The sequence below is a fragment of the Microbacterium sp. ZXT2-5 genome, assembly GCF_055329545.1.
In genome coordinates, this window is record NZ_JBUZWD010000001.1 from 2,791,483 (window position 1) to 2,812,106 (window position 20,624).

General features: G+C 72.9%; 16 protein-coding genes and 1 tRNA gene. 4 read left to right on the plus strand and 13 right to left on the minus strand.

Features of this window, described 5'->3' with window-relative positions:
• Positions 1-59: 59 nt before the first annotated feature.
• A tRNA-Ala gene (locus tag ACZBH1_RS12480) sits at positions 60-132 on the plus strand.
• Positions 133-195: 63 nt separating this feature from the next.
• Here ACZBH1_RS12480 and ACZBH1_RS12485 read toward each other — a convergent pair.
• From ACZBH1_RS12485 to hemE, 7 genes are all read right to left on the minus strand, one after another.
• Positions 196-1,110 (minus strand): macro domain-containing protein, encoded by a 915-nt coding sequence (locus tag ACZBH1_RS12485; RefSeq protein WP_463646535.1) that lies wholly within the window; start codon positions 1,108-1,110, stop codon positions 196-198.
• A gap of 67 nt (positions 1,111-1,177) precedes the next feature.
• Positions 1,178-2,494 carry a glutamate-1-semialdehyde 2,1-aminomutase gene (gene hemL, locus ACZBH1_RS12490; RefSeq protein ID WP_336396569.1) on the minus strand — a complete coding sequence of 439 codons (1,317 nt, stop codon included), beginning with the start codon at positions 2,492-2,494 and terminating at the stop codon, positions 1,178-1,180.
• Positions 2,491-3,468 carry a porphobilinogen synthase gene (hemB, locus tag ACZBH1_RS12495; RefSeq protein WP_463646536.1) on the minus strand — a complete coding sequence of 326 codons (978 nt, stop codon included), beginning with the start codon at positions 3,466-3,468 and terminating at the stop codon, positions 2,491-2,493. Before hemB ends, hemL begins: the two co-directional genes overlap by 4 nt.
• Positions 3,465-4,382 carry a hydroxymethylbilane synthase gene (gene hemC, locus ACZBH1_RS12500; RefSeq protein WP_463646537.1) on the minus strand — a complete coding sequence of 306 codons (918 nt, stop codon included), beginning with the start codon at positions 4,380-4,382 and terminating at the stop codon, positions 3,465-3,467. The genes hemB and hemC overlap by 4 nt, the downstream gene beginning before the upstream one ends.
• Positions 4,379-5,062 carry a hydrogen peroxide-dependent heme synthase gene (gene hemQ / locus ACZBH1_RS12505; protein ID WP_463646538.1) on the minus strand — a complete coding sequence of 228 codons (684 nt, stop codon included), beginning with the start codon at positions 5,060-5,062 and terminating at the stop codon, positions 4,379-4,381. Before hemQ ends, hemC begins: the two co-directional genes overlap by 4 nt.
• A gap of 55 nt (positions 5,063-5,117) precedes the next feature.
• Entirely contained in the window at positions 5,118-6,323 is a 1,206-nt protein-coding gene (locus tag ACZBH1_RS12510) for a protoporphyrinogen/coproporphyrinogen oxidase (RefSeq protein WP_463646539.1), read from the minus strand.
• Positions 6,316-7,374, minus strand: coding sequence for a uroporphyrinogen decarboxylase (gene hemE, locus ACZBH1_RS12515; RefSeq protein ID WP_378881688.1), 1,059 nt, complete (start codon positions 7,372-7,374; stop codon positions 6,316-6,318). Before hemE ends, ACZBH1_RS12510 begins: the two co-directional genes overlap by 8 nt.
• A gap of 17 nt (positions 7,375-7,391) precedes the next feature.
• Between hemE and ACZBH1_RS12520 the strand changes: the two genes are divergently transcribed.
• A complete protein-coding gene (locus ACZBH1_RS12520) occupies positions 7,392-8,642 on the plus strand; it encodes a glutamyl-tRNA reductase (protein ID WP_463646540.1) in 1,251 nt (416 codons plus the stop codon).
• 25 nt (positions 8,643-8,667) lie between these two features.
• Here ACZBH1_RS12520 and ACZBH1_RS12525 read toward each other — a convergent pair whose 3' ends face one another.
• The 3 genes from ACZBH1_RS12525 to ACZBH1_RS12535 form a co-directional block, all read right to left on the minus strand.
• Positions 8,668-10,578 carry a heavy metal translocating P-type ATPase gene (locus tag ACZBH1_RS12525; protein WP_463646541.1) on the minus strand — a complete coding sequence of 637 codons (1,911 nt, stop codon included), beginning with the start codon at positions 10,576-10,578 and terminating at the stop codon, positions 8,668-8,670.
• Positions 10,579-10,624: 46 nt separating this feature from the next.
• Positions 10,625-11,407, minus strand: coding sequence for a ZIP family metal transporter (locus ACZBH1_RS12530; RefSeq protein ID WP_378881682.1), 783 nt, complete (start codon positions 11,405-11,407; stop codon positions 10,625-10,627).
• 64 nt (positions 11,408-11,471) lie between these two features.
• The gene (locus ACZBH1_RS12535; RefSeq protein ID WP_452325011.1) at positions 11,472-12,557 is read right to left on the minus strand and encodes a Glu/Leu/Phe/Val dehydrogenase family protein; all 1,086 of its coding nucleotides are present in this window, start codon (positions 12,555-12,557) and stop codon (positions 11,472-11,474) included.
• 224 nt (positions 12,558-12,781) lie between these two features.
• On the opposite strand from ACZBH1_RS12535, the gene ACZBH1_RS12540 reads away from it, so the two are divergent.
• Together ACZBH1_RS12540 and ACZBH1_RS12545 are read left to right on the plus strand one after the other, a co-directional pair.
• Complete coding sequence (locus tag ACZBH1_RS12540; RefSeq protein WP_336396769.1) at positions 12,782-13,258, plus strand: YbaK/EbsC family protein; 477 nt, start codon at positions 12,782-12,784, stop codon at positions 13,256-13,258.
• A gap of 143 nt (positions 13,259-13,401) precedes the next feature.
• On the plus strand, positions 13,402-16,554 hold the full coding sequence (locus ACZBH1_RS12545; protein ID WP_463646542.1) for a M14 family metallopeptidase: 3,153 nt from the start codon (positions 13,402-13,404) through the stop codon (positions 16,552-16,554).
• Between the two features lie 14 nt (positions 16,555-16,568).
• Here the strand turns inward: ACZBH1_RS12545 and ACZBH1_RS12550 are convergent, their stop codons facing one another.
• From ACZBH1_RS12550 to ACZBH1_RS12560, 3 genes are read right to left on the minus strand one after another with little or no spacing between them, the layout of a single operon-like run.
• Positions 16,569-18,518 (minus strand): glycogen debranching N-terminal domain-containing protein, encoded by a 1,950-nt coding sequence (locus tag ACZBH1_RS12550; RefSeq protein WP_463646543.1) that lies wholly within the window; start codon positions 18,516-18,518, stop codon positions 16,569-16,571.
• Positions 18,515-19,375 (minus strand): carbohydrate ABC transporter permease, encoded by an 861-nt coding sequence (locus ACZBH1_RS12555; protein WP_336396768.1) that lies wholly within the window; start codon positions 19,373-19,375, stop codon positions 18,515-18,517. The genes ACZBH1_RS12550 and ACZBH1_RS12555 overlap by 4 nt, the downstream gene beginning before the upstream one ends.
• Positions 19,376-19,416: 41 nt before the next feature.
• The gene (locus ACZBH1_RS12560) at positions 19,417-20,622 is read right to left on the minus strand and encodes a carbohydrate ABC transporter permease (protein ID WP_463646544.1); all 1,206 of its coding nucleotides are present in this window, start codon (positions 20,620-20,622) and stop codon (positions 19,417-19,419) included.
• Positions 20,623-20,624: the final 2 nt, after the last annotated feature.

Below are 20,624 nucleotides of genomic sequence, written 5' to 3' on the forward strand. Positions count from 1 at the left end.
GGCGGCGCCCTCGGGATTCGGAGCGGGTGGGCAACCGTGATAGTGTTTCTGAGGTTCAAGGGCCTGTGGCGCAGTTGGTAGCGCGCTTCGTTCGCAATGAAGAGGTCAGGGGTTCGAATCCCCTCAGGTCCACCGAGAGAGACCCCCGCACAGCCGGGGGTCTTGTCGTTTCCGGTGCCCCTCGCGGGCGAGCGGTCAGTCCGGCGGCGCCGGATACCGCTCCCCGCTGCCCCAGCCGATCTCCCACCCGGTGCGGTCGTCGAAGTAGTCGGCGAACGACACGGGAAGCCGGTGCTCGGGCTCGACGCGGGCGAGGAGTCCTTCGTACCACTCGGCGTACCGAGGGGCGTCCGCGCCGGCCGAGAGACCGGGCAGGGCCCGCAGGATGAGGTCGGCGACATCGCCGGCATCCGTCGTGGCGTCGACCACCCCGTCCGCGAAGGCCGTCCCGGCCGCGGAGGTGTAGCGGACGGAGGACGCCGGGTCGGCGGCATCCGTCAGCACCACCCGCCAGTGCATGCCCGACGGTGCGACGCCCGGGTGCACCCGCAGGCTGTGGAAGCCCCGCCGGTGCAGCTCGCGGACGCCCTGGAGGATCCGCACCGAGCCGGCCATGGCGAGCGCCGATGCGATCTCCTGGTGCGTGCCCGCGTCGTGCGCGACGAGCGACACCCGCTCGACTCCGGACGACGACGCGGCGATCGTGTCGATCGCCGCGGTGATGGCCTCGCGCCGGGGCCAGGCGTACACGCCGGCGCTGATGAGCGGGAAGGCGACGTGGCGCGCGTCCAGCTCGTCGGCGATCTCGAGCGCCCTGCGATAGCAGGATTCCAGCAGCGCGCGGTCGCGCTGTCCGGCACCGTAGTTCGGCCCCACGGTGTGCACCACCCAGCGGGCGGGCAGCGCGCCGCCGCGGGTCCACCCCGCGTCGCCGGTGGCAAGGCCGTAGGGGAAACGCTCGATGCACTCCCGCAGGATCTCAGGTCCGCCGGCACGGTGGATCGCGCCGTCCACGCCGCCACCGCCGCGCATGGCGTTGTTCGCGGCGTTGACGATCGCGTCGGCGTCCTGGGTGGTGATGTCGCCGTGCACCGCGACGAGCTTCGTCATGCTCCCATCATGCGCGCCGCCGGGCTCGCGCGTCCCCGGATCAGGAGATCGGTCGGACGCGCACCCGTCAGGCGGGCGTCGCCTCGGCCGCAGCCCGGGCGGCCGCGGGGAGCGCCTCGACGATGCGCGACACGGCGGCGTCGTCGTGCGCGGCCGAGACGAACCACGCCTCGAACACCGATGGGGGCAGTGACACGCCCTGCTCCAGCATCGACCGGAAGAACGGCGGGTAGCGGAACGTCTCCTGCGCCTTGACGGTGTCGTAGTCCGTCGGCGGGGTCTCGGCGAACTGGATCGAGAAGAGGCTGCCCGCGCGCTGCACGACGTGCGTGACGCCCGCGTCCGAGAGTGCGGATGCCGCGGCCTCCGCGATCGTCGCCGCGGCGGCGTCGATCCGCGCGTACGCGGCCGCGTCGAGGTGGTCCAGCGTCGTGCGTCCCGCCGCGACGGCGAGCGGATTGCCGCTCAGCGTGCCCGCCTGGTACACCGGCCCGAGCGGGGCGAGGAGCTCCATCAGCGCGGCCGGGCCGCCCAGCGCGGCGAGCGGGAGGCCGCCGCCGACCACCTTGCCGAACGTGATGAGGTCGGGGGAGAACGGCACCGGGTCGATGCCGTACCACCCGGCCGGGCCGACGCGGAAGCCGGTCAGCACCTCGTCGAGGATCAGCAGCGCGCCGTGCGCGTGCGCGATGTCGGCGAGGGCGGCGTTGAACCCGTGGGCCGGCGGCACGATGCCCATGTTGGCGGGCGCCGCCTCGACGATCACGGCGGCGATGTCGTCACCGCGGGCGTCGAACACCTCGCGCACGGCGTCGAGGTCGTTGTAGGGGATGACGAGCGTCTGCGCGGCGATGGCGGCGGGGACCCCCGCCGATCCGGGCAGCGCGAGCGTCGCGACACCCGATCCCGCGTCGGCCAGCAGGCCGTCGGAGTGCCCGTGGTAGTGGCCGGCGAACTTGACAACGAGGTCGCGGTCGGTGGCGCCGCGCGCGAGGCGGATCGCGGTCATCGTCGCCTCGGTGCCCGTCGACACCAGCCGCACCCGCTCGACGGGGGCGGCGGCACCGTCCCGGCGCACCCGCGCCGCGATGAGCTCGGCCAGCTCGGTCTCGCCCGGCGTCGACGCGCCGAAGCCGAGGCCTCGGGCCGCGGCATCCTGCACCGCCTTCACGACGGCGGGGTGGGCGTGCCCGAGGATCGCCGGCCCCCACGAGCCGACGAGGTCGACGTACTCGCGACCCTCGACGTCGGTGACGTAGGGGCCCGACGCCGACACGAAGAAGCGCGGTGTCTCGTGCACCGAGCCGAACGCGCGCACGGGCGAGTTCACGCCGCCGGGCATCGCGCCGCGGGCGCGGGCGAACTCCTGCTGATTCGTCGTCATCGGATCCACTCCGCAAGCTCCTGGGCCCAGTAGGTCAGCACGGCGTCGGCGCCGGCGCGGCGGATGCCGATCACCGACTCCTCGATGGCGCGGCGGCGGTCGATCCAGCCGTGCGCGGCGGCCGCCTCGATCATGGCGTACTCGCCCGACACCTGGTACGCCCAGACCGGCACCGGGCTCGCGGCCGCGGCGTCGGCCAGCACGTCGAGGTAGCTCATCGCGGGCTTCACCATGACGATGTCGGCGCCCTCGGCGATGTCGAGATCGAGCTCGCGGGCACCCTCGCGGCGGTTGGCGGGGTCCTGCTGGTAGGTGCGCCGATCGCCCTCGAGCGAGGACTGCACGGCCTCGCGGAACGGGCCGTAGAACGCCGAGGCGTACTTCGCCGCGTACGCGAGGATCGGGGTGTTCCCGTAACCGGCGTCGTCGAGCGCGTCGCGCACCGCGGCGACCTGGCCGTCCATCATGCCCGACAGGCCCAGCAGCTGCGACCCGGCCTCGGCCTGGGCCACACCCATCTCGCGGTACCGCTCGAGGGTCGCGTCGTTGTCGACGTAGCCGTGGGCGTCGAGCACGCCGCAGTGGCCGTGGTCGGTGAACTCGTCGAGGCAGAGATCGGTCTGCACGACGAGAGCGTCGCCCGCCTCGGCGGCCGCGATGCGCGTCGCGACGTTCAGGATGCCGTCGGGATCGGTCGCGCCGGAGCCCACCGCGTCCTTGTGCTCGGGCACGCCGAACAGCATGATGCCGCCGATGCCGGCGGCCGCGGCATCCGCCACCGCCTGCCTCAGGCTCTCGGTCGTGTGCTGCACGACGCCGGGCATGGACGAGATGGGGACCGGTTCGCCGGCGCCTTCGCGCACGAACATCGGGAGGATCAGCTCGGCCGGGTGCAGCCGCGTCTCGGCGACGAGGCGACGCATCGCCGGGGTGGCGCGCAGGCGGCGGGGACGGTCGGCGGGTGCGTACGTCACGGGCGTTCTCCCGTCAGGCCGGCCGCGCCGGCATCGAGCAGCTCACGGGCGACGGATGCCGCGACCTCGCGCGGCGGATCGCCCTCGTCCTCGGGCCACGTGGTGGCGTGCGACGACGTGAGCCTCGTCGCACCGTCGAGGCTGTAGACGCTCGCCGACAGCAGCAGGAGTCCGGCGTCGACGACGGCGCGCGCGCCGACGGGCGCCGAGCAGCCGGCCTCGAGGAGGGCGAGCACCTCGCGCTCCGCCTCGACGGCGGCGCGGGTCTCGCGGTGGTCGAGGGCGTCGACGAGGTGCTCCTGGCTGCGGCGCACCTCGATCGCGAGGGCCCCCTGGCCGGGCGCGGTGGGCCACGCGTCGGCGTCGAGGTACTCGGTCACGACGTCGGTGCGGCCGACGCGACGGAGCCCGGCGGCGGCGAGGATGACGGCATCCAGCTCTCCGCCGCTCACCTTTCCGAGGCGCGTGTCGACGTTGCCGCGGATGTCGACGACCTCCACATCGGGGCGGCGCGCCCGCAGCTGCGCCATGCGGCGGGGCGAACCCGTCCCGATGCGCGCGCCGGCGGGAAGCTGCTCGAGCGTGAGCCCGTCACGGGCGCACAGCGCGTCCCGCGGGTCCTCGCGGACGGGGATCGCGGCGACGACGAGCTCGTCGTGTGGTGCGGTGGGGAGGTCCTTGAGCGAGTGCACGATGACGTCGCACTGGCCGGCGAGGAGCGCGTCACGGAGCGCGCCGGTGAACAGGCCCGTTCCGCCCGCGCGTGACAGCGGCTCGTTCGAGCGGTCGCCGTCGGTCGTGATGGTGACGAGCTCGGTCGTGACGCCGGTGGCGTCGGCGAGGTCGTCGGCGACCATGCCGGTCTGGGCGAGCGCCAGCGCACTGCCCCGCGTGCCGATCCGGAGCGTGGTCACGCCAGCACCTCGGCGATCTCGGCGAGTTCGATGCGGCGGCCGGTGTAGAACGGCACCTCTTCGCGCACGTGGCGCCGCGCCTCCGTCTGGCGGAGGTCCCGCATCAGGTCGACCAGCTCGACCAGCTCCGGCGCCTCGAGCGCGAGGATCCACTCGTAGTCGCCGAGTGCGAAGGAGGCGACGGTGTTGCTCAGCACGGAGCGGTGCGCGGCGCCCTTGCGGCCGTGGTCGGCGAGCATCTGCCGCCGCTCCTCGTCGGGGAGGATGTACCAGTCGTACGAGCGCACGAACGGGTAGACGGTCAGCCAGGCCTCCGGATCCTTGTCGCGCATGAAGGCGGGCAGGTGGCTGGCGGTGAACTCGGCGTCGCGGTGCACGCCCATGGCGTTCCAGATCGGCAGCAGCGACCCGAGCGGCTCGGCGCGGCGCAGCGTCCGCAGCGCGGACTGCAGCGCCTCGGGTGCGATCCCGATGCCGGTGAGCCAGATCATGATGTCGGCGTCGGCGCGCAGCCCCGAGACGTCGTAGAACCCGCGGACCACGACTCCGGATGCCTCGACCTCGGCCACCGCGGCCGTCAGATCGCCGGCCGGCGCGGGCCGGGAAGGGTCCCGGCGGAAGACCGCCCACAGGGTGTAGCCGAGGGTTTCAGAGGGGGTGGTCGCCGGGACATCGGTCATACCCTCTATCCTTCCACTCCTCGCGGGGAGCGTTTCCGGTGGCGCCGTCCGAGGCTCAGCGGGCGAGCAGCTCGGCGGCGGTGCGCTCGGCGTGGGCGATGAGGCCCGCCAGGCCCGACCCGGCGACCGTCTCGCCGACGACCGTGAGCCCGGCGGGCGGGGTCGCCGCCGCAGGCCGCACCCACGAGACGTGTGCGGTGCCGACGACGACCGGCAGCGGCACGCCGAGGAGCGTCTCGGCGTCGGCGCGCGCGGCGGCGACGGGATCGGCCGGGGTGGCGTCGTACGACAGGCGCAGCACGTGGCGGCCGGCGGCCGCCTCGCGCAGCCACTCCCATTTGGCCGTGGCGTGGGTCAGGGCGCGTGCGCCCACCGGTGCCCCCGCCGCGACGAGCAGTCCGGTGCCGCGGGGCGCGGCATCCAGTCGGTCCTGCTCCACGACGAGCGTCACGAGGTCGATGCGTCGACCGGGGGCGGCGGGCGCCGCGAGGCGGGGCGCGGCGACGACCACGGTGCCGCCCAGCGTCGCGAGATCGCCGACGGGCGTGGAGAGACGGATGTCGCCGCCGTGGCGGTCGAGATCGTCGGCGAGGGCCGGCACGACGCGGTTGATGCCGCCGCGGATGCCCGCCACCGCCGCACCCGGCGCTGCGGTGGCGCGGAGCCGCGCGACGGCGCCCCCGAGCGATCCGGCGCTGGTGAGGGCCTCGGGCAGCCCGGGATGCGCGCGGGCGACGGGCAGCTCGTCGGGATGCTGCGAGTGCACGCCGTGCACGACGGGCGCCACGAGGAGATCGAGCACGTCGTCGCCGAAGCGCTCGCGGACGAGCGCGCCGAGTGTCGACGGCACTGCTGCCCCCCACGGGCGGGCGTCGAGCTCGACCGCGCGCTCTGCGGCGGGGCGGCCTACCACCCGCACCACGTCGTCGGCGAGGGGATCGGATGGGATGCCGAGGAGCGCGGTCGCCGGCAGCGGCACGGCTTCGCCGACCACGGGCTGCAGCCACGCCGGCCAGGGGGCGGGGGCGACGATGTCGTCGGCGAGGCCCAACTCCGCGAGCAGGGCCGCGACGACCCCGCCGCGGACGGCGAAGCTCTCGGCGCCGGCATCCAGCGCGATGCCGGCCACGTCATGCCTCGCCACGGTTCCGCCGAGGCGGTCGGATGCCTCGAACAGGGTCACCGCCGCGCCCGAGGCCGCGAGCCGGCGGGCGACGACCAGACCCGCGACGCCGCCTCCGACGACCGAGAAGTCAGTCATGCGCGTGGACGAACTCCACGATGCGTGTGAGCACCGCCGGGTCTGTGTCCGGGGGCACGCCGTGCCCCAGGTTCACCACGTGGGCCCGCGCCGCCCGCCCGCGCTCGAGCACGTCGACGATGTGCGCCTCGAGCACCGGCCAGGGCGCGCGCAGGAGAGCAGGATCGATGTTGCCCTGCACCGAGACGCCGGTCCCGAGCCGGCGGACCGCCTCGTCCAGCGGCAGGCGCCAGTCCACGCCGACCGCATCGACGCCGACGTCGCGCATCGCGGCGAGGAGCTCGCCGGTGCCGACACCGAAGTGCACCAGGGGCACGCCCAGGTCGCGCACGGCGTCCAGCGCGCGGACGGAGAACGGCGCGACGTGCTGCGTGTAGTCGGCGAGGCTCAGTGAGCCCGCCCACGAGTCGAACAGCTGCCCGGCCGAAGCGCCCGCCTCGATCTGGGCCGCGAGGAACGCGCCGGTGATCTCGGCGCACCAGCCGAGCAGCGCGGCCCAGGTCTCGGGATCCGAGTGCATGAGCGCGCGCGTCCTGAGCTGCTCCTTCGAGGGGCCGCCCTCGACGAGGTACGAGGCCAGCGTGTAAGGGGCTCCGGCGAAGCCGATGAGCGGCGTCGTGCCGAGCTCGGCGACGGTGAGGGCCACGGCCTCACGGATCGGAGCGAGCGCTGCGGGGTCCAGCGGCGGGAGGTTCGCGACATCCGCAGCCGTCCGCACCGGGTTCTCCAGCACAGGACCGCGGCCAGCGACGATGCGCACGTCGACGCCCGACAGGCGCACGGGGATCACGATGTCGCTGAAGAAGATCCCCGCGTCGACACCGTGCCGCCGCACGGGCTGCAGCGTGATCTCGCTGGCGAGCTCCGGGTTCAGGCACGCGTCGAGCATGTCGGTGCCCACCCGCAGCTCGCGGTACTCGGGCAGTGATCGGCCCGCCTGCCGCATGAACCACACCGGGGTCGGGGTCGGCCGCTCGCCGCGATACGCGCGTATCAGCGGCGGGGGATCGTTTCTCTGAAGGACGGAAGGGTGAGAGTCATGCAACAGCACACGTTAAGATTAGGCTCGTGCTCCTCTGTCTGACCGCGAACCATCGGAACGCGAGCCTCGACGTCCTGGAGCGTCTGTCCGTGGGTGCGCCCACGGCGACCCGGGCGCTCGTGGAGGACGAGTTCTTCGTGTCGGGCGCCGTCGTGCTCGCGACGTGCAACCGGTTCGAGGCGTACCTCGACATCGACGAGCCCCTCACCGGCGGCGAGGCCGTCGCGGTCGAGTCCGTGGTCGAGGCCATGGCCGAGGCATCCGGCGTCTCCGCGGATCTGCTGCGCGCGTCGGTCGCCGTGCATTCCGGGGCGGATGCCGCCGCCCACCTCTTCGCCGTCACCAGCGGCCTCGAATCGGTCGTCGTCGGCGAGGACGAGATCTCCGGGCAGGTGCGCCGCGCCCTCGACGCCGCGCGGGCCGACGGACTCACCAGCGGTGAGCTCGAGCGTCTCTTCCAGAAGGCCACGCACACCAGCCGCGGCGTGCGCAACCGCACGCAGCTGCGCGGCGCGCACCGGTCCCTCGTGCGCCTGGCGCTCGAGCTCGCGTCGAGCCGCGTCGCCGACTGGGCCACCGCCCGCGTCGTGCTCGTCGGCACCGGCCGCTACGCCGCCCGCACCGTCGACGCGCTCCGAGCCCGCGGTGCCGGCGACATCCACGTCTTCTCTCCCTCGGGCCGCGCGGAGGCGTTCGCCGCGCAGCGCGGTCTCATCCCGGTGACGGACTTCGCCGCGGCGGCGGCGCAGGCCGACGTCGTCATCACGTGCACCGCCGACGCAGTCGTGCACGCCGACGCGTTCGTCCCGGGGCACCGGGTGCTCGTGATCGACCTGGGCCTGCCTCGCAACGTCGACCCGGCCGTCGGCGCCGTCCAGGCCGTCGAGCTGCTCGACCTCGAGACCATCCGCCTCCACGCTCCGCTGGAGCAGTTCAACGCGCACGCCGACGCCCGCGCCATCGTCGGCGACGCGGCGACGGAGTTCCACGCCGACCGCGAGGCCGGACCCGCGATCACCGCGCTCCGCCGCGACGTGCTGAAGATCGTCGACGACGAGATCGCCCGCGCCCGCTCGCGCGGCGCCGGCGACGACGTCGAGGCGGCGCTGCGCCACCTCGCCGGCGTGCTGCTGCACCGTCCGTCGGTGCGCATCAAGGAGCTCGCCGTCGAAGGGCGCATCGACGACGCGCGCGCCGCGCTCGAGCTGCTGCACGGCCTCTCGGCCGACGCTCCGGCACCCGTCGCCGACGACGACGGCCTCTGGGCCACGGCCTGAGCCGACGCCCGGCAGAGGGGCGGATTCAGGCCGCGCGCGCGCCGGGCCCACCGGTGCTCGCGTGTGCGGGAGCGGACCCGTCGGGGGCCGTGAGCCCGGTCGGCGGACCGGTCAGGGCCCGCAGGGCGTACAGGATCGTCGCCAGGTCGACGACCTCCTGGATGAGCGCGCCCACGACGGCCGGGATCACACCCGTGGTCGCGACCAGCATCAGCCCGATGCTCAGTGCGATGCCGATCCAGATGGCGACGTAGGCGACGCGCAGGGTGTGCCGGCCGATCGATATCGCTTCGGTCACGCCCAGCAGCGAGTCCTTCAGCACGACCGCGTCGGCCGCCTCACCCGCGGCGGTGGCGCCCTTGGCTCCCATCGCGATGCCGATGTCGGAGGCGGCCAGGACCGGGGCGTCGTTCACCCCGTCGCCCACCATGAGGACCGGCCGCGGCCGCATCTCGGCGGCGAGGTGCACCTTCTCGCGGGGGAGGAGCTCGGCGTTGACGTCGGTGATGCCGACGGCGCGGGCGACGGCATCCGCTGTCGTCTTCGTGTCTCCCGTGAGCATGACGATGCGCTCCATGCCCTGCTCCCGCAGCCACGCCACGACGGCGGCCGATTCCGGGCGCGGGTCGTCGGCGAGCACCAGCGTCCCCGCGAACCGCCCGTCCACGGCCACGTACGCCGCGGCCTCACCGGTGTCGACGTCGCGGCGGACGGTGTCCGGCGCCAAGGAGGCCACGTACGCGGGTTTTCCGACGACCACCGTGCGGCCGTCGATCACGGCCGTCACGCCGTTCGTGGCGACCTCCTGCGCGTCGGCGGCGGGGCGAAGGGGGATGCCGCGGTCCGCGGCCGCGCGCCGGATGCCGGCGGCCAGCACATGACTGGAGTACTGCTCGGCGGAGGCGGCGAGCGCGAGGAGCTCGTCCTCGTCGAACCCGTCGGCGGCATCGACAGCGACGAGGTCCGGGCGCCCTTCGGTGAGGGTGCCCGTCTTGTCGAACGCGGCGGACCGCGCCCGCGCCAGCTGCTCGATGACGCCGCCGCCCTTCACCACGACGCCCGCCTTCGCCGCGCGCGAGAGCCCGCCGAGGAACGCGACCGGCGCCGCGATGAGCAGCGGGCACGGCGTCGCCAGCACCAGCACTTCGGCGAACCGCGTGGGATCGCCCGAGACCGCCCATGCGGTGCCGGCGATCACCAGTGACACGGCGGTGAACGGGACGGCGAAGCGGTCGGCGAGCCGCACCGTCGGCGCCCGCTCGTCCTGCGCCTGCTTCACGAGCTCCACGATCTGCTGGTACTGGCTGTCGGCGCTGCGCCGCAGCGCGCGGACGTGCACGGCGTGCGAGCCGTTGACCGACCCCGACAGCACCTCGTCGCCGGCGGCACGGTGCACGGGCAGGCTCTCGCCGGTGAGCGACGACTCGTCGAACGAGGCCTCGCCGGAGAGCAGCGTGCCGTCGACCGGGACGATCTCGGAGGGGCGGATCAGGAGGATGTCGCCGATGCGCACGTCGTCGGCATCCGTGTCCTGCGCCTCGTCGCTGCCCGACCCCGGATGGACCAGCACGTGCGCGATCCGGGGGGAGCGGTCCAGGAGAGCGGTGAGCTCCCGCCTCGCGCGACGGCCGGCATAGTCCTCCAGCGCCTCGCCGCCCGAGAGCATCAGGACGATCACGAGCGAGGCGACGTACTCTCCGACGGCCAGCGTCGCGATCATCGCGACGACGGCGAGGATGTCGAGCCCGACGTGGCCGCGGAGCACGTCCCGGATCATGCCGAGGAGCGTCCAGGCGATGACGCCGCCCACGTACACGATCGCCAGCCACTTCGCCGCGTCGGTGCTGCCGGCCGCGCCGAGCGACAGCACGGCGATCAGCACCGCCAGCGTGAGCCACACCAGCGGGTAGCGCGCGAGCCGGCGCAGGAGTCTCATGGCACCCACTCTGGCATCGACGCGCGCCCCGCCGCCGCCCCGGCTTTCAGCCCGCCAGCTCGTGCAGCAGGAACGCGGCGAGGAAGCCGATCGTCGCCCACAGGCCGGTGAGCGCGTGCTGCTCGTCGAACGCCTCGGGAATCATGGTGTTGCACACCATCGCGAGCAGGCCTCCGGCGGCGATGGTGGTGATCAGTGCGATGAGGTTCGGTGTGGCGGATTGGAACGCGACGTAGCCGAGCACCGCCGCCACGACCGTGATGAGCGCGATGCCGCCCCACAGCAGGGCGACGAAGCGGCCGCTGCTGCCGCCTCGCTTGAGCGCTGCTGTGGAGCCCAGTCCCTCGGGGAAGTTGCTGATCGCGATCGCCGCGACGATCGGGATGCTGATTCCGCCCTGCAGCACCGACAGGCCCATGACGAGGGACTCGGGGATGCCGTCGATGAGGGCGCCGACCGCGATGACCAGCCCTGCACCGCCGGCGATGCGGGTCCCTGCCCGTCGGGCGGCGATGTTCGCCGGGGTCCCGTCCCGCGTGGGCGTCGGGGCCTGCGCCGGTCTGCTCCGTCGCGACAGCAGCTGGTCGGCGACGATGTAGAGGACCGCGCCGCCCAGGAAGCCGACCGTCGTCGGGAGGAGGCCGCCGTCCTCGGCGGCCTCCTCGACGAGCTCGAAGGCGAGCGTCGAGATCAGCACGCCCGCGCCGACCGCCATGATGCCCGCGACGACCCGCTGCGGGATGTCGACGTACCAGGCGACCGTCGCGCCGACCAGGAGCGTGCCGCCGCCGATCAGGCCGCTCAGCGCCGCGAGCCACAGCCCTTCCATGGCGCCAACCTAGCCGTGGCGGCCGTCCGCGGCGGCGGGACGCGCGGACGGGCCGGCCCCCGGATCAGTGCGCGAGCACGGGCTGGCGCCCGCCGGATGCCAGGCGCTCGGCGGCGAGCCCCTCCGCGGCCTCGAGTGGCGTCACCCCGCGTGCCTCGGCCTCGTCGAAGATGCGCCGCACCGTGTCGCCGATGCGGGCGACACGGTCCATGATCTCGGCGCGCGTGCCGAGCTTCTTCGCCTCGAGGTCGAGGTAGATGACGCCGCCGGCGTTGACGACGAAGTCGGGTGCGTACAGGATGCCGCGGGCGGCGAGCCGGTCGGCGCCGCTGTGGTCGGCGAGCGGGTTGTTCGCCGGCCCGCACACGGCCTTCGCATCGAGGGCGTCGATGACCTCGTCGGTGAGGAGGCCGCCGATCCCGGCCGGCACGAAGACGTCCGCGGGGATGAGGTGCTCCTCGCCGGGCAGCGCCCAGCGGGCGTCGATCTCGGCGGCGAGGTCGCGCTTGGCAGGGTTGACGTCCGTCACGGTGAGGTGCGCGCCCTCGGCGGACAGCCGCACGGCGAGGCGGCTGCCGACCTGACCGAGTCCGGAGATGGTGATGCGGCGCCCTGAGACGTCGGCCGAGCCGGCGATGCGCTCGAGTGTCGCGCGGATGGACTCGTACACGCCGAGGCTCGTGGGGCCGGCCGGCTCGCCTGAGCCGCCGACGGCGTCGGGGAGGCCGACGACGTGCTCGGTGCGCTCGCTCACGACTAGCATGTCGTCGGTCGTCGAGCCCACGTCCTCCGCCGTGCGGTACAGGCCGTGCAGCGACTCCACCGCGTCGCCGAGATCGAGGAACGCCGCGCGCCTGCGATCGGCGTCGAGCGTGAGGCCGGGGGGCAGCGCGATGACGGACTTGCCGCCGCCGGCGTCGAGGCCGGCCGCGGCGTTCTTGAGCGTCATGGCCGCCGACAGCCGCAGTGCGTCGCCGAGCGCGTCGCTCCAGTGCGGGTACGACCACAGCCGCGCGCCGCCCAGCGCGGAGCCGAGCACCGAGGAGTGCAGCGCCACGGCGATGAACAGGCCGCTCCGCCGGCCGGTGATCACCTCCACCCGTTCGTGCGTGAAATCAGGCAGGGGCAGGGAGGGCAGAGAGTGCGTCATCGCGATACTTCCTTCGGCGGGCCTCGTGGGCAGTGCGCTGCGGATGCCGCGGCGTTGCGGCATCCGTTCTCATTGCACACCGATCCTGCGGATTGTTCAACCGTCTCGGCGGCGATTGCGCACAATGCCCCGTGAGCGCGGGGCTCCTCGCGCAGTGGGGCGCAGAGTGCGCGGCCGCGGTGCCCCTCGCGCGTGCGCGTTCGCCCTAGGCTGATGCGGTGACCATCCCCGACTCCCTTCCCGCCCGCAGTCGGCTCGTGCACGACGCGCTGCGCGCGGCCGGCATCGCCGGTGACATCGTGGTGCTTCCGGATGCCGCGTCCACCGCGGCCCTCGCCGCGGCGGCTCTCGGTGTCGAGGTCGGCGCGATCGCCAACAGCCTGGTCTTCTGGAGCGACGACGAGCCGCTCCTGGTCATGACGAGCGGTGCGCACCGTGTCGACACGACGCTGCTGGCCGAGCGCCTGGGTCGCGGGAGGATCCGGCGCGCCACCCCGGAGCAGGTGCGCGAGGCGACCGGTCAGGCGATCGGCGGCGTCGCACCGACAGGGCACCCGGCACCGCTCGCCACCGTCGTCGACGAGGACCTTGCGGGCTATCCCGAGATCTGGGCGGCGGGCGGCACGCCGCACACCGTGTTCCCCCTCACGTTCGACGAGCTCGTGCGCCTCACCGGCGGCACGGTCGCCAAGGTCGACTGAGCAGCCGAACGCAGGGCACCCGCGCGCCGTCCCCTTGACGCGTCATCGCGCGAGGGGTAGAAGTTGACCGTCCGCGTCGCGCCGAGCGCCGGGGGACACCCGCCGCGACCCGGTCACCGCACACGCGTGACAAGGGGAAGCTCATGATCCGCACGCTCGCCGCGGCCGCCGCCGCAGCCCTCGTCCTCACCGGTCTCACGGTGAGCCCCGCCTTCGCCGGTCCCGAGCCGCCGGCGACGGACGACGCCCTCGCCGTCTACACCGGTTCGGTGGATGCCGACGGCCTGGCGGCGATCGTCGGCCTCGGCGTGGACCGGCACGAGGTCGTGACCACCGCAGGCGACGCACCCGGCGAGATGGGGGTGCAGGTCATCCTCAGCCCCGACCAGGCAGCGGCGCTCGCGGAGGAAGGGACGGCGCTCGAGCCGAAGCGGCCGACCGCCGGCCTGCGCTCCCTGGCCGCGGGGGACGGCGTGTTCCGCATGTACGGCGGCCCGGGGGGCTTGCTCGAGGAGCTCCAGGACGTCGCGGCGCAGCATCCGAAGATCGCGGACTTCCGGGTCATCGGCCAGTCCACGCAGGGGCAGGACATCGGTGCCGTGCGGATCACCAAGGCTGCCGGCAGCCGGAACGACGGCGCACGGCCGACGACGATCTATGTCGGGGCGCAGCACGCCCGCGAGTGGATCACCCCCGAGATGGTGCGGCGGCTGCTCGACCACATCGTCACCTCGTACGGGGAGGACCCGCGGATCACCGACCTCGTGGACACCACGGAGCTCTGGTTCGTGCCCGTGGCGAACCCCGACGGCTACGACTTCAGCTTCGAGCCCGGCCGGCGCCTGTGGCGGAAGAACCTGAAAGACAACAACGGCGACGGCGCCATCACGGCCGGCGACGGCGTCGATCTCAACCGCAACTTCCCGACGCGCTGGGGCTACGACAACGAGGGGTCCTCGCCGTCGCCGGGCTCCGAGACCTACCGCGGCCCGTCGCCGGCCTCCGAGCCCGAGACGCAGGCGCTCGACGGGCTCTTCGCCGAGCTCACGCCGGAGTTCCTCGTCAACTACCACTCGGCGGCCGAGCTGCTGCTCCACGGCATCGGCTGGCAGGTGGCCACGCCCTCTCCCGACGATGTCGTGTACGAGGCGATGGTCGGAGACGACGCCGACCCGGCGGTGCCCGGCTACGACCCCGACCTCTCGGCGGAGCTCTACACCACCAACGGCGACACCGACTCGCACGCGCAGGAGGCGTACGGCGTGCTCGGCTTCACACCGGAGATGGCCACGTGCGAGTCGGCCTCGGACTCGGTGCCCGACGACGAATGGGAGGCGGAGGACTGCGCGAGCGGGTTCCACTTCCCCGACGACGAGGAGCTCATCCAGGCCGAGTTCGAGAAGAACATCCCGTTCGCGCTGGCGGTCGCCGAGTCGGCGAAGGACCCGGACGACCCCGTCTCGGTGGTCGGACGCGACGCCGAGGACTTCCGCGTCGACACGTTCTCGGTCTCGTACGGCGACCCGCAGACGGTCGCGGTGTGGGCCAAGCGCGACCTCCGCAAGATGGAGATGAACTACCGGATCGACGGCGGGCCGGCGGTCTCGGTCCCGGTCGAGGAGTGGCGCGGCGGCGAGCGCTACGGCGACGAGAACACCGACTACTACGCGGAGTACCGCGGCAGCGTCACCGGCGCCGGGCCGGGCGACAGTGTGGAGGTGTGGTTCTCTGCCAGACCCGCGGCGGGCGACACCAGGGGTCGGGGTGCGAACGAGCGCGTGGAGAGCACGCACTTCACGTACGACGTGGTGCAGGACAGTTCCAGCGCGGTGCTGGTCATCGCCAACGAGGACTACTCCGGCGCCCGCAACGCCGGCGAGCCGCGACAGGAGGACGGGCCGAAGTACGCCGACGCACACGTGGCCGCGCTCGAGGCCAACGGCGTCGCCGCCGACGTGTGGGACGTCGACGTCGACGGCGTGCCGCACGACCTCGGCGTGCTCAGCCACTACGACGCCGTGCTGTGGTACCTCGGCGACAACCGGCTGACGCAGGACGAGGAGGACCTCCTCACCGAGACCTACCTGTTCGGCGAGGTCACCGACCTCTCGGTCGCCGAGCGCCAGCAGTACCTGACGATCGCGGTGCGGGACTTCCTCAACGAGGGCGGGAAGCTCGCGCTCGCCGGCGAGACGGTCGGGTACTACGGCCAGCTCGGCGCCGCGCTGGGCGGCATCTACTACGGCCTGGACGGTGCGCCGGATGAGGACTGCGTCGTGACGTCGGACTTCTTCGCCGACTGCCTGCTTCTGGCCGACGACTTCACGCAGTACTGGCTCGGCGCGTACGACCGCACGCCGGTCGCCGCCGACGGGATCACCGGCATCGCCGAACCGCTGACAGATTTGGAAGCCCTGTTCGGCGGACCGGCCGTCGCGGACAACCCGATCGACGAGGCGGGCCTGCTCACGGCGACGAGCGACGTGCTCCCGGTCGAGCAGTTCCCGCAGTTCGAGAGCTGGGCGGCGGCCGAGTACGTGGCGCCCTCGGGCCCGTTCATCCCGGTCGGAGGCGAGTGGGCGATGTTCGCGTCGCACATCGACGACGGCTATCAGCGGCTGGGGCGCACCTACACGGTGCCGTCGCTCGGAGCGGGCGAGACGGCGACCTTCGACGCGAAGATGTCGTACTCCACGGAGCTCGGCTACGACCACGTCATCGTCGAGGCCCGTGTCGTCGGCGGCGACCATTGGACCACGCTCGCGGACGAGAACGGCGCCACCTCGACGGAGGTGCCCGCCGAGTGCGAGGCGGGCTTCTTCCTGGCCATTCACCCGCAGCTGGCGGAGTACATCACGCAGGGCGACCCGTGCCTGCCGACGACCGCCACGGGGGAGTGGAACTCGTTCACGGGCAACTCGGGCGGGTGGATCCCGGTGTCGTTCGACCTCTCGGCGTATGCCGGCCAAGAGGTCGAGATCGTCGTCAGCTATGTCACCGACCCGTTCACCGGCGAGACCGGGCTGATGCTCGACGACACGGCCCTCGTGGTCGGCGGCGTCGCGACCGAGGTCGAGGGCTTCGAGACCGGCACCGGCGCATGGCAGGTGCTCGGGGCGCCGGAGTCGAGCCCGGGCAACGCGGCGGACTTCTTCCGGTACGACGCCGAGGGACCGTTCCACAGTGCGACGGCGACGCCCGACACGCTCCTGTTCGGCTTCGGCCTGGAGCAGCTGGAGTCCAACCAGGCGCGAGAGGAGGTGGCGGCGAGGATCCTGGCGCACTTCGCCGGGTAGCCGGGCCGTGGGGCTCAGCCGCGGAGGACCTCGCGGCACGTGACCGCCGCGGCGGCCGACCACGCCTGGGGGCGACAGGCGGCCGGGTACGGCGTAGGCCGTGACGTGTCGACGGAGGCGTCACCGGCGTGCAGCTCGGGCACGCGATAGCCGAACCCCTCGGCCGCGGCCAAGAGACCGTCGACCACCCGGCGGGCGGGCTCCCGGAGTCCTGCGCGGGCCATGCCGTGCGCGCAGATGGCGCTGTCGTGGGTCCAGACGCTGCCGCCGTGGTACGACAGCGGCCAATAGCCGGCCGCCCCGGTCGACATGGTGCGGATCCCGAAGCCGCTGGCCATCGAGGGCGACACGAGCAGCTCCGCGACGTGCTCCTCCTCCTGGGGGTCGAGCAGGCCCGTCCCGAGGAGGTGCCCGATGTTGCTCGTCAGCGTGTCGACGGGGCGCTTCTCGCGGTCCAGCGCGATCGCGGGATAGCGCCCCTCCGGCGTCTCCACCCAGAAAGCGGCGGCGAACCGCTCGCGCAGCCGCGCCGCCCATGCGCGCAGCTCGTCCGGCGCCGGCACGCCGGGCGAGCCATCCCGCCCCTCATCGCCGAAGGCGTCGAGGAGATCGGCGCCCGACATCACCGCCTCGTACGCGTACGCCTGCACCTCGCAGAGCGCGATCGGGCCCTCCGCGAGGCGGCCGTCGCGCCACTGGATCGAGTCGCCGGAGTCCTTCCATCCCTGGTTGGCGAGCCCGCGGCCCGTGCGGTCGACGTAGTCGAGGAATCCGTCGCCGTCGCTGTCGCCGTGGTCGAGGATCCACCGGAGAGCCCGCACGAGCGCGGGGAGGAGGTCGCGGACCTCGGCGTCGGGCATCCCGGCGCGCCAGGCGTCGGCGAGCACGCACACCCACAGCGGCGTCGAGTCGACGCTCCCGTAGTACAGCGGCGGCAGCACGATGCCTTCGCCCGGCATCTCGAGCGTCGTCGCGCGAAGCTCGTGGAGGATCTTGCCCGGCTCCTGCGCCGTGTCGGGATCGTCCTTGCTCCCCTGCAGCCTCGCGAGGACGCGGAGAGTGGATGCCGCGATCCCCGCGTCGACGGGGAGCACGAGGCGGGCCGCCCACAGGGCGTCGCGTCCGAACAGCGTGAAGAACCAGGGGGCGCCGGCGGCGAAGAAGTCGTCGTCGGGGTGCTCCGGGAGGCTCAGGCGCAGCGCGTCCAGGTCGCCGAGCGCCGTCTCGAGCCACCGTGCGAGCCGCGGCTCGCGGACGGCGACCTCGGCGGCGAGCTCGCCGGCGTCCCACGGTGCGGGCGAGGGCGCCTCGCGGACGACGAGCGCGTCGTCCTCCAGTTCGAGCGACCACGTCACCTCGGCACGACCGCCGGGCGGCACCTCCACCGGCCAGCTCGCGGCGACCTCACCGCCGTCGACGGCGACGGCTGCTCCCGGGGCGTGGACGGAGAGCCGCTGCCCGGCGGTCGAGGCCGCGGTGGCGGCATCCGTCGACAGGCTCCCGATGTCGGCGACGCGCGGGGCGGGGAGGCCGGCCTTCACGTCGTGCAGCGGGGCGAAGTCCGGCGTGAGCCGGAGCGTGAGGGTCGTCCTCACGGGCGTCGCGAGCCGGGACGCGACGGTGATCGTCTCGGTGACGCGACCGGATGAGACCCGGCGATCGCGGGCGATCCGCACCTTCGGATCCGGGGTGGGATCGTCCAGGCCTCGGAGGAGCCCTCCGAACACGAGCCGGTCGGGCCCGTCCGGTGCGGCGGAGATCCACTCCACGGGCGAGTCCTCGCACGACAGGGAGAGCGCCCGCACGTGGCGCACGTCGCCGTGGTAGAGCCCATGGATCGGCGCGACGCCCAGATCGCCGTGAGGACCCGACCACGTCTGCGTCGGGGCGCGGAATACGATCGTCGCGTCGTCGAGCAACGGCTGCAGGGGAGTAGGGGGCGTGGTGCCCGGGACGTGACTCATTCCTTGACGGCTCCTTGGCTGGCGTTCATGATCCTCCGCTGGAAGATGAAGAAGAGCACCGCGACCGGGATCGTCATGATCAGTGCGGCCGCCAGTTTGAGTGGATACTGCGTGCCCTGGCTCAGCTGGCCCGACGCGAGCCCGGCGACGCCCTTGGTGAGGGTCGTCAATTCGGGCGACTGCGTCGAGACGATGAAGTGCGACAGCTCGTTCCACGAGCCCTGGAACGACAGGATGACGATCGTGATCAGCGCGGGCCGGGCCATCGGGAGGACGACGGACCAGAAGATGCGGAAGGTGCCCGCCCCGTCGATACGCGCCTGCTCCTCGACCGACACCGGGATCGACTCGAAGAAGTTCTTCATGATGAACACGCCCGCGGCGTCGACGAGCAGCGGCAGGATCATGCCCGCGTACGAGTCGTAGATGCCCAGCTGGTTGATGACGAGGAACCTGGGGATCAGCAGCACGACGCTCGGAACGGCCATGACGGCGATGACGGCCGCGAACACGATCCCCCGACCGCGGAAGTCGAGTCGGGCCAGGGCGTAGCCCGCGAGCGAGACGAAGAACACCCGCAGGATCGTGACGGTGATGGTCACGATCGCCGAATTGCCGAACCACACCGGGAAGTCGCTGCGCAGGAAGAGACGCTCGTACGCCGCGGTCGACCAGACCTGGGGGATGAGCGACACGGGGTTGGCGGCCGCCTCGGCGTCCGTCTTGAACGACGTCGACAGCTGCACCAGGAACGGATAGATGTAGACGAGCGCGATGGCGATGAGCACGGCGTACAGCAGGATCTGCCAACCCATGCCGGAGGTGCGGCGTCGCTGCGGAGTTCGTGGTCGGGGCATTGCGGGCGCCGCGGTCTGCGGCCGGCCGACGGTCGTCTCGGTCATCGCTCGGCTCCGTTCGTGCGGTCGGGGTCGCCGGCGTCGGGCGCGCGAGACCGGTCGGGCGGACTGGGGACCTGGTTGGCGGCGACTGTGGCGGGAGTCGCCGTCGACGGACGCGTGGGCAGCTCGTACTGGCGGGCGCGCCGGCGTGAGACCGGACGCTCGCGCAGCACCCAGCGCTGCAGCATCGTGAACACCACGATGATCGCGAAGAGGATGAACGCGATCGCCGCGCCCTGACCCCAGTTCTGGTCGAGGAAGCTCGCGTCGTACGACAGATAGGCCGGGGTCAGCGTGGTCTTCGCCGGTGCACCGCGGGTGCCCGTGTAGATCTGGTCGAACACCTGCCAGCAGCCGATGAGCCCGAGGGTCAGTACGGTGAACAGCGCGGGACGCAGCTGCGGGAGCGTGACCTGCCAGAAGCGCTGCCAGGCGTTCGCCCCGTCCACCATCGCCGCTTCCTGGATCTCCGGGCCGATGTTCTGCAGTGCGGCGAGGAAGAGCAGCATGAACGTGCCGCTCGTGGTGAAGATCGCCATGAGGATGAAGGCCGACATCGCCACCGACGGCCCGGCCATCCAATTCCACCAGGAGACGGCGATGAACCCGTTCTCGGTCAGCACCGTCGGACCCTCCCGGACGCCGAGGCCGGACAGCAGCACGTGGAAGATGCCTCGTGGATCGGCGAACCAGTTGGGTCCGTCGATGCCCACGACGGCGAGCACGGCGTTGACCACGCCGCGCGGGTTGAACAGGAACAGCCACAGCACCGTGATCGCCACACTCGCGGTCACCGACGGGAAGTAGAAAGCCGTGCGGAAGAACCCGCGACCGCGGAGCACCGCCCCGTTCACGAGCAGGGCGAGGAACAGCGACAGGGCCGTCTGCAGCGGCACGACGAGGAGCACATACCACGCGTTGTTGCGCATGGCGGTGCCGAAGTCGCGCGCGGTCAGGCCCTCGCCGGTCGCGACGCTGGCGTAGTTCTGGAGGCCGACGAAGCTCACGTTGCCCGAGAACGGGCTTCCGCGCCCGCTCCAGTCGGAGACGCTGACCCACAGCGCCATGAGCACCGGGACGAGCAGGAAGACGCCGAGGATGACGATGACGGGCAGGGTGAAGACCCAGCCCGCCAGCGTCTCGCCGCGACGGATCCCCGATCGGGAGCCCCGTGCACGGCGAGACGCTGAAGCGGTGGCGGTCATCG